At 64.9% G+C, this 15,454-nt stretch carries 16 protein-coding genes and 2 pseudogenes; 7 read left to right on the plus strand and 11 right to left on the minus strand.

From position 1 onward, the window contains the following. Positions 1–13: 13 nt before the first annotated feature. A complete protein-coding gene (locus LMQ14_RS03365; protein WP_267733435.1) occupies positions 14–739 on the minus strand; it encodes a hypothetical protein in 726 nt (241 codons plus the stop codon). 157 nt (positions 740–896) lie between these two features. On the opposite strand from LMQ14_RS03365, the gene phoP reads away from it, so the two are divergent. Then, entirely contained in the window at positions 897–1,616 is a 720-nt protein-coding gene (gene phoP, locus LMQ14_RS03370) for a two-component system response regulator PhoP (RefSeq protein ID WP_267733436.1), read from the plus strand. Positions 1,617–1,651: 35 nt separating this feature from the next. After that, positions 1,652–3,128: pseudogene (locus tag LMQ14_RS03375) on the plus strand (sensor histidine kinase). A gap of 130 nt (positions 3,129–3,258) precedes the next feature. Here LMQ14_RS03375 and LMQ14_RS03380 read toward each other — a convergent pair. The 9 genes and pseudogenes from LMQ14_RS03380 to LMQ14_RS03420 all read right to left on the minus strand — a co-directional run. After that, positions 3,259–3,504, minus strand: a pseudogene (locus LMQ14_RS03380) (HIT family protein); the annotation flags it as partial. Positions 3,505–3,521: 17 nt separating this feature from the next. Further along, entirely contained in the window at positions 3,522–3,938 is a 417-nt protein-coding gene (locus tag LMQ14_RS03385) for a ketosteroid isomerase family protein (protein WP_267733437.1), read from the minus strand. 22 nt (positions 3,939–3,960) lie between these two features. Next, on the minus strand, positions 3,961–5,088 hold the full coding sequence (locus LMQ14_RS03390) for an NDMA-dependent alcohol dehydrogenase (RefSeq protein ID WP_267733438.1): 1,128 nt from the start codon (positions 5,086–5,088) through the stop codon (positions 3,961–3,963). A gap of 154 nt (positions 5,089–5,242) precedes the next feature. Next, positions 5,243–5,785 (minus strand): nuclear transport factor 2 family protein, encoded by a 543-nt coding sequence (locus LMQ14_RS03395; protein ID WP_267733439.1) that lies wholly within the window; start codon positions 5,783–5,785, stop codon positions 5,243–5,245. 5 nt (positions 5,786–5,790) lie between these two features. Next, a complete protein-coding gene (locus LMQ14_RS03400) occupies positions 5,791–6,006 on the minus strand; it encodes a ferredoxin (protein WP_267733440.1) in 216 nt (71 codons plus the stop codon). 14 nt (positions 6,007–6,020) lie between these two features. Beyond that, entirely contained in the window at positions 6,021–7,373 is a 1,353-nt protein-coding gene (locus LMQ14_RS03405; protein WP_267733441.1) for a cytochrome P450, read from the minus strand. Between the two features lie 54 nt (positions 7,374–7,427). Further along, complete coding sequence (locus tag LMQ14_RS03410; protein WP_267733442.1) at positions 7,428–8,252, minus strand: SDR family oxidoreductase; 825 nt, start codon at positions 8,250–8,252, stop codon at positions 7,428–7,430. Then, positions 8,252–9,472: a cytochrome P450 gene (locus LMQ14_RS03415; protein WP_267733443.1), complete on the minus strand. Its 1,221-nt coding sequence runs from the start codon at positions 9,470–9,472 to the stop codon at positions 8,252–8,254. The genes LMQ14_RS03410 and LMQ14_RS03415 overlap by 1 nt, the downstream gene beginning before the upstream one ends. Then, positions 9,473–10,108 (minus strand): TetR/AcrR family transcriptional regulator, encoded by a 636-nt coding sequence (locus LMQ14_RS03420; protein ID WP_267733444.1) that lies wholly within the window; start codon positions 10,106–10,108, stop codon positions 9,473–9,475. A gap of 223 nt (positions 10,109–10,331) precedes the next feature. Between LMQ14_RS03420 and LMQ14_RS03425 the strand changes: the two genes are divergently transcribed. The 4 genes from LMQ14_RS03425 to LMQ14_RS03440 are packed head-to-tail and all read left to right on the plus strand — an operon-like array spanning position 10,332 to position 13,858. Beyond that, on the plus strand, positions 10,332–11,798 hold the full coding sequence (locus LMQ14_RS03425; RefSeq protein ID WP_267733445.1) for an aldehyde dehydrogenase: 1,467 nt from the start codon (positions 10,332–10,334) through the stop codon (positions 11,796–11,798). Positions 11,799–11,816: 18 nt separating this feature from the next. After that, complete coding sequence (locus LMQ14_RS03430; RefSeq protein ID WP_267733446.1) at positions 11,817–12,566, plus strand: SDR family oxidoreductase; 750 nt, start codon at positions 11,817–11,819, stop codon at positions 12,564–12,566. Beyond that, on the plus strand, positions 12,563–13,420 hold the full coding sequence (locus LMQ14_RS03435) for an NAD(P)-dependent oxidoreductase (protein ID WP_267733447.1): 858 nt from the start codon (positions 12,563–12,565) through the stop codon (positions 13,418–13,420). The genes LMQ14_RS03430 and LMQ14_RS03435 overlap by 4 nt, the downstream gene beginning before the upstream one ends. Next, positions 13,421–13,858 (plus strand): carboxymuconolactone decarboxylase family protein, encoded by a 438-nt coding sequence (locus LMQ14_RS03440; protein ID WP_267733448.1) that lies wholly within the window; start codon positions 13,421–13,423, stop codon positions 13,856–13,858. It begins immediately after the preceding gene. Positions 13,859–13,867: 9 nt separating this feature from the next. On the opposite strand, the gene LMQ14_RS03445 is transcribed toward LMQ14_RS03440, so the two are convergent. Beyond that, on the minus strand, positions 13,868–14,962 hold the full coding sequence (locus LMQ14_RS03445; RefSeq protein WP_420714603.1) for an aldo/keto reductase: 1,095 nt from the start codon (positions 14,960–14,962) through the stop codon (positions 13,868–13,870). 73 nt (positions 14,963–15,035) lie between these two features. On the opposite strand from LMQ14_RS03445, the gene LMQ14_RS03450 reads away from it, so the two are divergent. After that, positions 15,036–15,443, plus strand: a complete 408-nt coding sequence (locus LMQ14_RS03450) for a MarR family winged helix-turn-helix transcriptional regulator (protein ID WP_267733450.1) — start codon at positions 15,036–15,038, stop codon at positions 15,441–15,443. Positions 15,444–15,454: the final 11 nt, after the last annotated feature.

Below are 15,454 nucleotides of genomic sequence, written 5' to 3' on the forward strand. Positions count from 1 at the left end.
CCAGCTTAGCCGTTCAGGAGTCGCCCTCGATGATGCGCTGCGAGGGCACCGGCCGCGCAGATACGGGGCGACGGGGCCGGCGGCCGGGCAGCGGGATGCGGTCGGCGATGCTGCTCAGCGGGTTGACGACCATGGTGAGCGCGCTGACGGCGTCCTGCAGTGTGGCGATGGCCGGCTCGAGCGCCTCCATGCCGGGCGTCAGCCGGGCGAGGGTATCGGCTACGTCGGCAAGCTGGTCCAGCGGACCATGTTTGGCGGTCAGCTTGTCGACCAGGCCGCCCTCGGCCAGCAGCCGATCCGCGAACCCATCCTCGGACAGCACCCGTTCGATCAACCCGTCTTCGGACAGCAGCTGATCGGCCAGCCCGCCCGGCTGCAGCGCCCGTTGTAGGCCGCCGCCCTGCGCGGTCAGGCGGTCGACCAAACCGCCCTCCGACATCAACAGATCGACCACCCCGCCCGGCCGCAGCAAGCGGTCGACCGGCCCGTCGGGCGCCATCGCCCGGCCCAGCGGGGCGTCGTCGTCCATCAGTTTGGCCAGGCGATTGGCGCGGGTGATGGCGTCGTCGATGCCCAGCATCGACGTCATGGCGTTGGTCCCGCGTGTTCCGCTTTCCCCCAGCGATCGCTTCGCCACTCCGACCGCCGCGCTGGCCAGCGTCAGGCTCGCCTCCGCAGCGGCGAGGCCGACCCGCGCGGGCGCCGTCGCGGCGGAAACCATGCTCTTGGCGAGATCCATGGTCCGAGTCTATGCACGACGCGCGCTCAAAAACCGGGTACCGGTCCAAGCTGATGCGATGATTCCTGGCAGACTACTAGCAGAAGCCTGGCACCGAGCTCACAGGAATCGCACAACAACTCCAAAGGCAACGTTCAACCAAGAATGGATCGAACAGATGACAGCGGCACCCCAAGGCGACACCAAACCGGAAGCACGCGTCCTCGTCGTTGACGACGAGGTCAATATCGTCGAGTTGCTTTCGGTGAGTCTCAAGTTCCAGGGGTTCGAGGTCTCCACCGCGACCAATGGGGCCCAGGCGCTGGACCGCGCGCGTGAGGCGCGGCCCGACGCGGTGATCCTCGACGTGATGATGCCCGGAATGGACGGCTTCGGTGTGCTGCGCAGGCTGCGGGCCGACGGCATCGATGCCCCGGCGTTGTTCCTGACGGCCCGCGACTCCTTGCAGGACAAGATCGCGGGTCTGACGCTGGGCGGCGACGACTACGTGACCAAGCCGTTCAGCCTGGAGGAGGTCGTGGCCCGGCTGCGGGTCATCTTGCGGCGCGCCGGCAAGGGTGGCGCGGAGACGCACAATGCCCGACTGACTTTCGCCGACATCGAGCTCGACGAAGAAACCCACGAAGTGTGGAAGGCCGGCGAACCGGTGTCGCTGTCGCCGACCGAATTCACGCTGCTGCGATACTTCGTGATCAATGCGGGCACGGTGCTGAGCAAGCCGAAAATCCTTGACCACGTTTGGCGTTACGACTTCGGCGGCGACGTCAATGTCGTCGAGTCCTATGTGTCGTATCTGCGTCGCAAGATCGATACTGGGGAGAAGCGGCTGCTGCACACCCTGCGCGGGGTCGGCTATGTTCTTCGGGAACCGCGCTGAGCCCGCGCTGGGCCATTCGGCGAAAGTAGCGATTGGTGGCGAAGAAGACGGAAACGGCCACGCACGTTCGACGTGGATTGCCCCTGCGGGTGGGCCTGGTTGCGGCAACGCTCGTTTTGGTGGCTTGCGGTTTGGCGGCCTCGGGCATCATGGTCACCTCGATCCTGCGGCACAGTCTGGTCAGCCGGATCGATCAGACGCTGCTCGAGGCGTCGCGCGGTTGGGCGCTATCCCCCCGGCGGCAGTTGACGGCGTCCTCCTTCGAAGGCCCGGACCCGGGCCGTCCGCCGTCGAAGTATTACGTGCGGGGTGTGGGCACCGACGGCAAACCCTTCACGGCCATCAATGACCGCAACGCAGAGCCGGCACTGCCGCCCGACAACGACGTCGGCCCCAATCCGACGACGCTGCCCTCGGTAAACGGCTCCGATATTCAGTGGCGAGCGGTGTCCGTGCACGGGCCCAACGGCCTGACGACCGTCGCGATCGATCTTTCCGATGTCCAGCACACGGTGCGCTCGCTGGTGTGGTTGCAGTTCGGCATCGGGGTCGCGGTGCTGGTGGTGGTCGGCATCGCCGGCTTCGCGGTCGTGCACCGCAGCCTGCGCCCGCTGCTCGAAGTGGAACAAACCGCCGCCGCGATCGCCGCGGGGCAACTGGATCGTCGTGTTCCGGAACGGGATCCCCGCACCGAAGTGGGCCGACTTTCGTTGGCGCTCAACGGAATGCTCACCCAGATTCAGCAGGCGGTGGCTTCCTCGGAGTCCTCGGCCGAGACCGCCCGCGGCTCGGAGGATCGGATGCGACGGTTTATCACCGACGCCAGTCACGAACTGCGCACCCCGCTCACCACCATTCGCGGATTCGCGGAACTGTATCGACAGGGCGCGGCCCGCGACGTGGCGATGTTGCTGTCCCGCATCGAAAGCGAAGCCAGCCGGATGGGCTTGCTGGTCGACGACCTGCTGCTGCTGGCACGGCTCGACGTGCAACGACCGCTGGAACACCATCGCGTCGACTTGCTGGCGCTGGCCAGTGACGCCGTGCACGACGGGCAGGCGATCGACCCCAAGCGCTCGATCACGATGGAAGTTCTCGACGGCCCCGGCACCCCGGAAGTGCTCGGCGACGAGCCCCGGATTCGCCAGGTGCTGAGCAACCTCGTCGCGAATGCCTTGCAGCACACCCCGACAAGTGCCGACGTCGTTCTTCGGGTCGGCACCGACGGCGACGACGCGGTGATCGAAGTGGCCGATCGGGGGCCCGGCATGAGTCAGCAGGATGCGTCGCGGGTGTTCGAGCGGTTCTATCGCACCGACTCGTCGCGCGCGCGAGCCAGCGGCGGTACCGGCCTGGGGCTGTCCATCGTCGACTCGCTGGTCTACGCACACGGCGGCAAAGTCACCGTGCAAACCGCGCCCGGCGAGGGGTGTTGCTTCCGCGTCACCCTGCCGCGCGTCAGCGATGTACCCGCGCAAGTGAGCTAAGCGAGTTGCTCCAGGGCCGCCTTGATCCTGGCCTGTGCCTGATCGAGGGATTCCGGCGACGGGTTGCGGTCGACGTTGGCGAAGCCGAAGTCGCTGAGGCTGCGGGTGGGGAACACGTGAACGTGCAGATGCGGCACTTCCAGTCCCGCGATGATCAGCCCGGCACGTTCGGCCCGGAACGCCTTGCACACGGCCTTGCCGATCAGCTGGCTCACCGACATCACGCGAGCGAACGCGGGACTGTCGACGTCCTGCCACTGATCGATCTCGGCGCGCGGCACCACCAGCGTGTGGCCTTGCGTCATCGGTTCAATCGTCAGGAATGCGACGACGTCGTCGTCCTCGTAAACGAATCGGCCGGGTAGTTCACGGTTGATGATCTTGGTGAAGATCGACGCCATGGCCCCAGCATATGGGGCTACTCCTGGCCGAACTCCATCACGTCGAGGTTCCAGTAGCCCCGCATGTTGGTGATCAGCCCCGCCTCGTTGACCTTGTAGGTGAACACGCCGCGCACCTTGCTGGTCATGCCGCCCTCAAACTTGCTCTGCAGCACCAGAATATGAGCGATCTCGTCGGGCGAGCTCGACGGGAACGTTTCCTCGCAGGTGATGGTCAGCTGGTTCTGGGCGATGTTGTTGTCGAAGAACTCGCCGACGGCCGCCTTGCCACGCACACCGGTGCCATCCGGGTTGGTGACGGACTTGCCGATCGGGTCCTCGATGACGACGTCGTCGGTCATCAGCGCGAGCCAGCCGTCCCGGTCCTTGCCTTGGGCGCAGCGCCACGACGATTGCGACGCGGTCAGTGCGGGGGATTGGGCGGTTTGGGTCATGGTCCGAGCCCCTCTTGTCGGCTTACCGGTCGGCGTCGGTGTAGCGGATGACACCGCGAATGTTCTTGCCGTCCAGCATGTCCTGGTAGCCGTCGTTGATCTGCTCCAGCCGGTACTGGCGGGTGATCATGTCGTCCAGGTTGAGCTTGCCGGCCTTGTACATCGACAGCAGCTGCGGGATGTCGTACTGCGGGTTGCCGCCACCGAAGATGGTGCCCTGCAGGTTCTTCTGCATCAGGGTCAGCATCGCCAGGTTCAGGGTCACATTCGTGTCCAGCAGGCTACCGATGGCGGTCAGCACGCAGGTGCCGCCCTTTTGGGTGATGTTGAGGTAACTGTCGATGTCGGCGCCGAGCAGCTCACCGACGGTGACCACCACCTTGTGCGCCATCAGGCCGTAGGTCACCTCGGCCATGCCCATCAGGGCGGCGTTGATGTCGGGGTAGACGTGGGTGGCGCCGAACTTCAGCGCCTGATCGCGCTTCCACTCCACCGGGTCGATCGCGAACACGTAGCGCGCGCCCGCGTTGACCGCACCCTGCAGCGCGGCCATGCCGACGCCGCCGACGCCCACGATCGCGACGTCTTCACCGGGCCGGACGTTGGCGGTCCGGACCGACGAACCGTAGCCGGTGGTGACACCGCAACCGACCAGCGCGGCCACCTCGAACGGCACCGACGGGTCGATCTTCACAACCGAGCTGCGGTGCACGACCATGTACGGCGAGAACGTGCCCAGCAACGTCATGGGGAAGACGTTCTGGCCGCGCGCCTGGATGCGGAACGTGCCATCGGAGACCGCGGCACCGCCCAGCAGGCCCGCCCCCAGGTCACACAGGTTGCGCAGGCCGGCCTGACAGGTCGGACATTGCCCACAGGACGGGATGAACGACAGCACCACGTGATCGCCCGGGGCGATGTCCTCCACACCGGGGCCGACCTCGGTGACGATGCCCGCACCCTCGTGCCCGCCGAGCACCGGGAAGCCCGCCATCGGGATGCCACCGGTGACTAGATGGTGATCCGAATGGCACATCCCGGCCGCTTCCATCTGGATCTTGACCTCGTGCGCTTGCGGGTCGCCGATTTCGATGTCCTCGATGGACCACGGCTGGTTGAATTCCCAGATCAGCGCGCCTTTTGTCTTCATGAAGGTCCTCCACTTACGTGCCCTGACCCGAGTGTCGGCGAAAGGGACCGGCCGGGGCCGGATGGCAATTTAGAACGTGTTCTCATTCGCAGACCATTATGACGCGCATCACCGGGCTGTAAACAAGCGGGGGACCACCAACCGGTCGGGAGATTCACCAGATCGGGGAAGGCGCCTCGCCGATCGGGTAGTAGCCCGGCAGTTTCTCGCCGGCGATGCTGCGTTCGATGCGCTTCTGCATTCCCGTGCTGAGATCGCCGGACTCGATGAGCTTCCCGAACATCTTCGCGACATGACCGAAGTCGAAGAAGTCCCGTTGCCACTCGATCAGCCCGTCGCTGTTCAGGCGGAACCAGCTGCCGCCGATGCCGTAGATCTCGTCCTGGGTGCCGTCGGTCTTGTTGACGATCTGCTTCCAGAAGCCGACGATCTCGCCCTGCTTCTCGTCGATGAGCACCTTCTGGTACTCGTAGACCCAGTTCTCCAGGCCCTCCATCTCCAGGCCGAGCGCGACGTCGCGGATCTCGTCGACGCCCACGCACATCACGTCTTCCTTCGGGCCGATGTTCCAGCCATAGGTGGCGTCTTTGGTGTAGAAGTCGGCCAGCGGCTTCCAGTCGCCGGCCTTCTCGCAATCCTTGTTGGCCTGCAGCCAGCGGTCGACCCATGCCTCGAGATCTGCGCGTGAGTGTGACATCGTTGTCAATCTTCTTTCTCTTTGATGAATAACGCTTGCGTGGGGCACATATCGACCGCGCGCTGAACTTCATCGCGGGCGTCTTCGGGCGGTTCGGGGTCGATGATCTCGACCTTGCCCCGCTTGGGCACCCGGAAGTAGTCCGGCGCCTCCAGTTCGCACATGGCGTGGCCCTGACACAAATCCAGATCGACTTCGATTCTGAATCCCTCTGAGCCCATGAGTATTTACTCCCTTACGCGCTGCGCTTGCGGTAGCGCGCCTTGGCCGGCCGGGCCAGCTGCACGACCATTTTGGAGTGGTCGTTGTGGTAGCTTTCTGCGGGCTGTGCCATCTCAAACTCGTACTCGCGCAACAGAACCGAGAAGATTGCCTTGATCTGCATCTGCGCGAACGCGGCGCCGACGCAGCGGTGCCGCCCGGCGCCGAACGGAATCCACGTCCACCGGTTGACGATGTCGGCCTGCTCGGGCTTGTTGTAGCGGTCCGGGTTGAAGGCGTCCGGGTCGGGGAAGTCCTCCGGGATCCGGTTCGAGATTGCCGGGGAGGCGGCGACGAAGTCGCCCTTGTGTATCGGGAAGCCCTGGACCTCGAACTCACCCTGTGCGACGCGCATCAGGATGATCAGCGGCGGGTGCAGGCGCAACGTCTCCTTGACTACGTTGTCCAGCTTCGGGATCTGGCGCAGGGCGTGGAAACTGACTTCCTGGCCGTCGGCGTAGAGCTCGTCGAGCTCGTCGCGCACCTCGGCGTAGACCTCGGGGTGACGGATCAATTCGATCAGCGTCCACGCCGAGGTGCCGGAGCTGGTGTGGTGACCGGCGAACATCAGTGAAATGAACATGCCGGTGACCTCGTCGGCCGAGAACCGCGGGTTGCCGTCTTCGTCTTTGATGGACACCAGCACGTCGAGCATGTCGCGGTCGGCCTTGTCCTCTGGCGGGTTGGCCAACCGTTGGTTCATGATCTCCTGAACCAGCGCAACGAGTTTGATGCGTGATTCGTCGCGTAGCCGGAAGCTCTCAATGTCCAGGTAGGGGTCGACGTAGCAGAGCGGATCGGTGCCGCGCTCCAGATCGTGGTAGTACTCGGCGAAGCGGTGGTCGAGCTGGTTGCGGAACTTCTCGCCGATCAGGCAAGCCGTCGAGGTGTAGATGGTCAATTCGGCGAAGAAGTCGAGCAGGTCGATCTCGCCCTGGGGTCCCCAGTCGGCGATCATCCCCTGGACCTGACGCTCGATGGTGGCCGCGTGGCCCTTCATCTGCTCACCACGCAGCGCCGAGTTGTGCAGCATCTCCTTGCGGCGCTCGGGGCTGGCATCGAAGACGACGCCCTTGCCGAAGATCGGCGTCATGAACGGGTAGGCCTCGGCCTGGTCGAGATCCTCGTCGGCAGAACGGAAGAAGAACTCGTTGGCTTCGGCGCCCGACAGGAAGATGACGTGCTTGTCGACCAGCTGGAACCAGCCGACGTCGCCGCATTCGTCCCGGATGCGCTGCATCAGTCCGATCGGGTCGGTGCGGAATTCCTCGAGATGGCCGTGTTCTTCTTCGCCGCCGGAAACCCGCGGCACAATCGCTGTGGTCATTTGCTCACTCCTCATAGGCGCGCGTGCCGCGCGCCGCATCGTCGTTTCGCGAAGTCATGAAGGTATCCCCTCTTCGCCGAGTGCAAGCTTCTGGCGATCCTTGTTGTCGGCCAACGGCGCTTCGGGCTGAAGCTCCATGTTCGCGATGAAGCCACCGCGCGGTGTCTCGGCGACGAACGTGATGGCTCGTCCCAGGTCCGCGGCGCGCAGGAAGTAGTCGTGGCGCGCCTGGCCCCACTTGGCCCAGTCCTCGAGCGCGGGGCCGATCTTGTCGGCAGGCAGGCTCCAGCCCATCGACGTCTTCGTCGGGCCGGGGTGCACGATCGAGGCGCGGACGCCGGTGCCCTCGAGCTCCATCTGGAAGTTGGTGACCATTGCGACGAGCGCTGCCTTGGCCGCCCCGTAGGCGCCCATGTGCGGCCGCTGGCGAAGTGCGACATCGGAGCCCACGAAAATCAGGTCGCCGCGCTGGCGCTCGAGCATGCCCGGTAGTACCGCGGTGGCCAGCCGGTTGGCGCCGACGAGGTGGATCTGCAGCTGCGAGTCGAAGTCGTCGGTGGTGATCTCGGCGAGCTTGCCGAAGTAGGTGTCGCCGGCGCCGGCGACCAGCACCTCGATGTCGCCGAGTGCGTCGACCGATTGTGCGACAAAGGATTTAACCGAGTTCGGGTCGGTGACATCGAGGTGGAATCCGACCGCCTCGCCGCCGTCGGCGTTGATCTTGCCGACGATGTCGTCGAGCTTCTCGACCCGGCGGGCACCCAGCGCGACCGGGAAGCCGTGCGCCGCGAGTTCGATCGCGGTGGCCTCTCCGATACCGGAGGAGGCGCCGGCCACGATCGCCGGCCGACGTTCGGGAAGGGGGGCAAAGCGAGGCATCAGCGGGTCTCCACGGTGATGGGTAGGTGAGCGAATCCGCGGACATTGCTGGAGTGGACGCGGACGGCGTTGGCCTCGTCGACTTGATATCCGCGGATTCGCTTGAACAACTCGGTGAGCGCCACGCGGGCTTCCATCCGGGCCAGGTGGGCACCCAGACAGAAGTGCGCGCCGCTACCGAAACTCATGAGCTTGGAACCGATTTCGCGCCCGATCAGGTAGTCGTCCGGGTTGTCGAACACCCGCTCGTCGCGATGAGCGGAACCGGGAAGCAGCAGCAGTACGTCCCCGTCGGGGATCGTGGTGTCGTAGAGGGTGAGCTCGCCGACCACGGTGCGGGCCAGGATCTGGCTGGATGTGTCGTACCGCAGCGTCTCCTCGACCCACGGCGTCACCAGTTCTGCGTCGTCGTAGACAGGCGCCAGCTGGTCAGGGTTCTTGTATCCCCAAAATGCAGCGTTGGCAAGCAATTTGGTGGTGGTCTCGTTTCCGGCGATCACCATCAGGAACATGAACCCGAGCACTTCGTCGTCGGTGAGCCGGTCACCGTCAATCTCGGCTTCCAGCAGCGCGGTCGTCAGATCGTCGGTGGGCTTGCTGCGCCGCTCGGCGACCATCTGCTGGTAGTAGACGATCAGGTTGATGGAGGCCTCGACGGCCTCGGGCGGCACGTCGGTGACGCCCTCGTCGCGGTGCATCACACCGTCGGCCCAGGCGCGCACCTCAACCCGGTCCGCCTCGGGTACACCCATCAGCTCGGAGATCACGTCCATCGGCAGCTTGCCCGCGAACTCGTCCACGTAGTCGACGAGCGAGCCGGATGCCGCCTTTTCGAGCATCGTGTCGAGATGCTTGACCGCGATCTCGGTGACGCGCGGCTCGAGCTCACGGATGCGGCGCGGCGTGAAACCCTTCGACACCAGCGTGCGCAGCCGAAGGTGGCCCGGATCGTCCATCGCGAGGAAGCTCATCGTCTTGCTGGCATGCGGGCCACGCGAGGCCGGGTCCAGCGAGACGCCGAACTTGTTGGAAAGCGTTGTGCTGTTCCGGAATCCCTGCAGTACGTCCTGATGCCGCGACAGCGCCCAGAACTTCAGTTCCTCATTGCGATACAGCGGAGCCGCGTCACGCAGCCGCTTGTAGTACGGATACGGATCTTCGTGGAAGTCATAGTCGTAAGGATCGAGGACCAACTCGTGGTCTCCAACGTGCACGGTCATTTAAGTTCTTGTCTCCTGGCTCGTCTCCCCGGTGCCGGCCAGCAGGAGGCTGACAACATACGTGAGCCGGTCGGCGATTTCGTGGTACGTGAATTGGCCGCTGGCGGCTTGAACCAGCGCGCCGAAGAACGTCATCTCGAGTGCGGACACCGTGTTGGCGTCGGCGCCGGGCCCGATGGCCGTCGCGATGCGGCGGTGGATCTCCGCGCCGATCCGATCGCGCGCGGCGGCCACCGCGGGATCGGCGCCCCCGCCGAGCAGCGCGATGGTGCACGCCGCCCCGACCTCGGGTTCATCGGCGACCACCAATGCCAGATGGCGCAACACCTTGTCCACCCGAACCGGCATGGGGTCGTTGACATCGGTGAAGAACGGGACCTGTTGAACCAGGTCCAGGTACACCTCGGCGATCAAATGGTTTTTCGACGAGAAGTAGGTATAGGCGGTGGCCGGAGCGACTTTGGCGCGTGCCGCGACGGCGCGCACCGTCAGGTCGGCATACGACTTCTCGCGCAGGGTCTCGATGCCGGCGGCTAGCACCTTGCGGAAGGTCTCCTCTTGGCGGCGATTGCGCGGCGCCTGACCGGTTGGTTGCTCGGTCTGGGCTGTGACCGTAACCAGGGCATCGCTGGACACATGTCCAAGCTATCGGACAGAGGGGATACGAAGCAAGCCCGTCAGATGAACATGCTGGTTAATGAGCAGTTATGCCGCGGCCTCGCCCCGGTTTCGAGATCGGCTCTTGCACCGCGGATGACCCGAAGGCTATGGTGCCATGGGACATTATCGGACAACTGTCCATTCGAATCGGCGTGCGGATTCGCCCCTTGGATTTGCCACGCGTAGACGGGAGCGAGAGATGGCCTTGTTGGCCGACGGCGTGAGTGAACTCTTCATCGACGGCAAGATGTCGGCCGGCGGTGCCGGCACCTTCCCGACCATCAATCCGGCGACGGAAGAAGTGCTGGGAGTCGCGGCCGACGCCGACGCGGACGACATGAGCCGCGCGATCGATGCCGCGCGCCGCGCCTTCGACGAGACGGACTGGTCGCGCAACACCGAACTGCGAGTGCGGTGTGTACGCCAGCTGCGCGAGGCGATGCAGCAGCACCTCGAAGAACTGCGGGACATGACTATCGCGGAAGTCGGCGCGCCGCGGATGCTCACCGGGATCGCTCAGCTTGAAGTTCCGGTCAACGACTTGGCGTTCGCGGCGGACACCGCCGAATCGTATGAATACAGCCAGGATCTCGGCGAGGCGAAGCCGATGGGTATCCCCACCCGGCGCACCATCGCCCGTGAGGCTGTCGGCGTCGTCGGCGCCATCACGCCGTGGAACTTTCCCCACCAGATCAACCTGGCGAAGATCGGGCCCGCCCTGGCCGCGGGCAACACCGTCGTCTTGAAGCCCGCACCCGACACGCCATGGTGCGCCGCCGTGCTGGGCGAACTGATCGCCGAGCACACCGACTTTCCGCCCGGCGTGATCAACATCGTCACCTCCAGCGACCACAGCGTCGGCGCCATGCTGTCCAAAGACCCTCGGGTGGACATGGTTTCGTTCACCGGATCGACCGCCACCGGCCGCGCCGTGATGGCCGACGGCGCCGCGACCATCAAGAAGGTCTTCCTCGAGCTGGGCGGCAAGTCGGCGTTCATCGTGCTCGACGATGCCGACCTGAGCGGCGCGGTGGGTGTCGCGGGCTTCTCGGTGTGCATGCACGCCGGACAAGGATGCGCGATCACCACCCGGCTGGTGGTGCCGCGGGCGCGGTACGACGAAGCCGTCTCCATCGCGGCCGCGACGATGGGCGGCATCAAGGCCGGCGATCCCACCGACCCCGGAACCATTTGCGGTCCAGTCATTTCCGCGCGCCAGCGTGACCGGATACAGGGCTACCTCGACTCGGCGATCGCCGAGGGCGGGACGTTCGCGACCGGCGGCGGCCGGCCGGCCGGCCGGGACGTCGGCTTCTTCATCGAGCCCACCGTGATCGCGGGGCTGGGCAACGACGCCCGAGTGGCGCAGGAGGAGATCTTCGGCCCGGTCCTGACCGTGATTCCGCACGACGGCGACGACGACGCGGTCCGCATCGCCAACGACTCGGCATACGGCTTGTCGGGCACGGTGTTCGGCACCGACCCGGAGCGGGCGGCACGGGCCGCCGCGCGGGTGCGCGCCGGCACGATCAATGTCAATGGCGGCGTGTGGTATTCGGCCGATGCGCCGTTCGGCGGATACAAGCAATCCGGAAACGGCCGCGAGATGGGTCTGGCCGGGTTCGAGGAGTACTTGGAAACCAAGACCATTGCGACAGCGGTTTAACCAGAGGGGCTCGGAATTATGAGATTCGAAAACAAGGTCGCCATCGTCACCGGAGCGGGCGGTGGCATCGGCCAGGCTTACGCCGAGGCACTGGCCCGGGAGGGCGCGGCGGTTGTCGTCGCCGATATCAACGTGGCGGGCGCCGAGAAGGTGGCCGACGCGATCAAGGGCGAGGGCGGCAACGCGCTGGCCCTGCCCGTCGACGTGTCGGATCCGGCGTCTGCCAAGGAGATGGCCGACCGGACGCTGGCCGAGTTCGGCGGCATCGACTACCTCGTCAACAATGCCGCGATCTTCGGCGGCATGAAGCTCGACTTTCTGATCACCGTCGACCCCGAGTACTACAAGAAGTTCATGAGCGTCAATCTCGATGGCGCACTGTGGTGTACGCGCGCGGTGTACAAGAAGATGGCCAATCGTGGCGGCGGAGCGATCATCAACCAGTCGTCCACCGCGGCCTGGTTGTACTCGAACTTCTACGGGTTGGCCAAGGTCGGGATCAACGGACTGACCCAGCAGCTGGCCACCGAACTCGGCGGCCAGAACATCCGGATCAATGCCATCGCGCCGGGCCCCATCGATACCGAAGCCAATCGGAACACCACCCCGCAGGAGATGGTCGCCGACATCGTCAAGGGAATTCCGTTGTCGCGCATGGGACAGCCCGAAGATCTTGTCGGCATGTGCCTGTTCTTGCTGTCGGATGAGGCGTCCTGGATCACCGGGCAGATTTTCAATGTCGACGGCGGACAGATCTTCCGGTCATGAGTCAGGACCTGAAGCTCGGGTACATCGGGCTGGGCAATATGGGTGCCCCGATGGCCACCAAGATGACCGAATGGCCCGGCGGGGTAACGGTTTACGATATCCGGACCGAGGCGATGACGCCGCTGATCGAGAAGGGCGCCGGCATCGCCGACAGCGTTGCTGACATTGCCGTCGCCGACATCGTGCATATCACCGTGCTCAACGACGCCCAGGTCCGTGAGGTCGTTGGCGAGCTGGCCGCCCACGCGAAGCCCGGCACCGTCATCGCGATCCACTCGACGATCAGCGACACCACCGCTGTCGAATTGGCGGCCGAACTCAAGCCACAAGGCATCCACATCGTCGACGCGCCCGTCAGCGGTGGGGCAGCCGCCGCGGCGGAGGGCAAGCTCGCCACCATGGTCGGTGCCGATCGCGAGGTGTACGAGCGGATCAAGCCGGCGTTCAAACACTGGGCGGCGATGGTCGTGCATGCCGGCGAGCCGGGTGCGGGCACCCGAATGAAGTTGGCCCGCAACATGTTGACGTTCACCTCGTACGTGGCGGCCTGTGAAGCCATGAAGCTCGCCGAGGCGGCCGGGCTGGACCTGCAGGCGCTGGGCCGGGTGGTGCGCCACACCGATGCGCTCACCAGCGGGCCCGGAGCGATCATGGTTCGCGAGGACATGAAAGACCTGCAGCCGGACAACTTCCTCTACCAATCGTTCTTGCACGCCCGCGGTCTGGGGGAGAAGGATCTGAGTCTGGCGTTGGGGTTGGGCGAGGCGGTGTCCGTCGACCTGCCGCTGGCGCGACTCGCGTATGAGGGGCTGGCGGCGGGTCTCGGGGTACCGCACAAAGAGAAAGAGTCGTAAATGGACGAGCAGCGCCGCAAGGGCCTCGAAAAAATGAACGAGGTCTACGGCTGGGAGATGCCGAACATCGAGGGCGACCCGTACTTCGACCTGACCGTCGATCATCTCTTCGGCGACATCTGGAACCGGCCGGGATTGTCGATGCGCGACAAGCGCATCATGACGCTGACGGCGGTCACTGCGGTGGGAAGCCGCGACCTGGCCGAGATCCAGATCAACGCGGCACTGCTCAACGGGGAACTCTCCGAAGACGAGCTCAAGGAGATGGCCGTCTTCCTCACCCACTATCTCGGCTTCCCACTGGGCTCCGCGCTCAACGGGGCGGTCGGGGCCGTCGTGGCAAAGCGCAAGAAGGCCGCGGCCAAGGGCGCCGGAGAAGACAAAAAGGCCAATGTGGAAGCCGCCCTGAAGATGAACTCGGGTAAGGCCGACGCCTAGGGCCGCAACTCAGTAAGGCCGGCCGCCTTCGGGCATCACGTATTCCGACGGCGGTCCAAAGACACCGTTGATCGTTGTGCCGCCATTGATCATGCCTGCGGCCATGTCCAGCATGCTCTGCGGGAAACCCAATCGCGGCCTGGTCAGCTTGTCGAGCCGGGTGACTTCCTCGGCGGACAGATTCACGTCGACGGCGCGCACGTTGTCCTCGAGCTGCGAAAGCCTGCGGGCCCCAATGATGATCGACGAGACGGCGGGCTGTGCATGCACCCATGCCAGCGCAACGGCGGCAACGTTCGTCTCGTGTGCCTTGGCGATGATCTCGAGTTCGTCGATGACCGCATAGGTTTTCTCGTTGAGGAAGCTCTCCACGAGCACGCCACGACCGGCATTGTGCTGCCCGGCATTTCGCCGGGTGTACTTGCCACTGAGCGCACCGCTTTTCAGCGGCGACCACGGTGTGATGCCGAGGCCGAATTCGCTGGCCATCGGCACCAGCTCCTGCTCGACGGTGCGTTCCAGCAGTGAGTACTCGATCTGCAGGCCGATGAATGCCGGCCAGCCACGGAATCGCGCGATCAGGTTGGCCTCGACGATCTTCCACGCCGGGGTGTCCGAAACGCCGATGTAGCGGACCTTGCCGGCCGAAACCAGGTCGTCGAGTGCCGCCATCGTCTCCTCGATGGGGGTGTTCGCGTCCCACATGTGTAGCCAGTACAGGTCGATGTAGTCGGTTTGCAGGCGGCGCAGTGAGTTTTCGCATGCGTTGACCAGCGATTTACGGCCCGCGCCGCCACCATTGGGATCGCCGGGGTACAGGTTGCCGCTGAACTTGGTCGCGATCACCAGGCGATCGCGCCGGGCCGCGTGGCGCCCGACGTGGTCGCCGATGATCTTCTCGGAGTGGCTCCGGGTGTAGAAGTTGGCGGTGTCGATGAAGTTGCCGCCGAGTTCGGTGTAGCGATCGATGATCTGTTGAGACTCCTCGACGCTGGTGCCCCAGCCGAGGTCTTCGCCGAACGTCATCGCGCCCAGGCACAGGGGGCTGACGCGCAAGCCGGACCGTCCGAGTGTCACGTATTGATCCAGAGGCATGATGGCCACTTCCTGGTAGATTGTTCGGATATGAGGTTGTTCATTACTAAACTAGTTCACAGCTGAACGATCTGGCAAGTCGATGTCTGCGAATGACGCGGCCAAGATCTGGTCACTGAACTATCGGGTGCTGCTTTCGGTCATATCGTGCGCCGAGGCCGACATCTGCATGCTCGGGCTCGAGTCCAAGGAGCTGTTCCTGCTCGCCGAGATCAACGAGCATCCCTACCCCGCCGAGTTGGCCGCGGCCTTGAGCATGCCCAAGGCGACGGTGACGCTGTATCTGAAACGACTTGAGGCAGCCGGGTTCGTGCGCCGGGAGATCGACCCGTCCGATCTGCGGCGGCATCGGCTGATGCTGACCCCGGCCGGGCGCCAAGCCGCCGCGAAAGGCCTGGCGCTGCTGTCCGCCGAGTTCAACAAGCGGCTGGGACGTCTGACGGCAGCGCAGCAAAAGGACCTCAAAAACCTGCTCGAGAAAATTCTGTAACGCGGTGCCGC

It is taken from the genome of Mycobacterium sp. Aquia_213, assembly GCF_026625985.1.
GTDB lineage: Bacteria > Actinomycetota > Actinomycetes > Mycobacteriales > Mycobacteriaceae > Mycobacterium.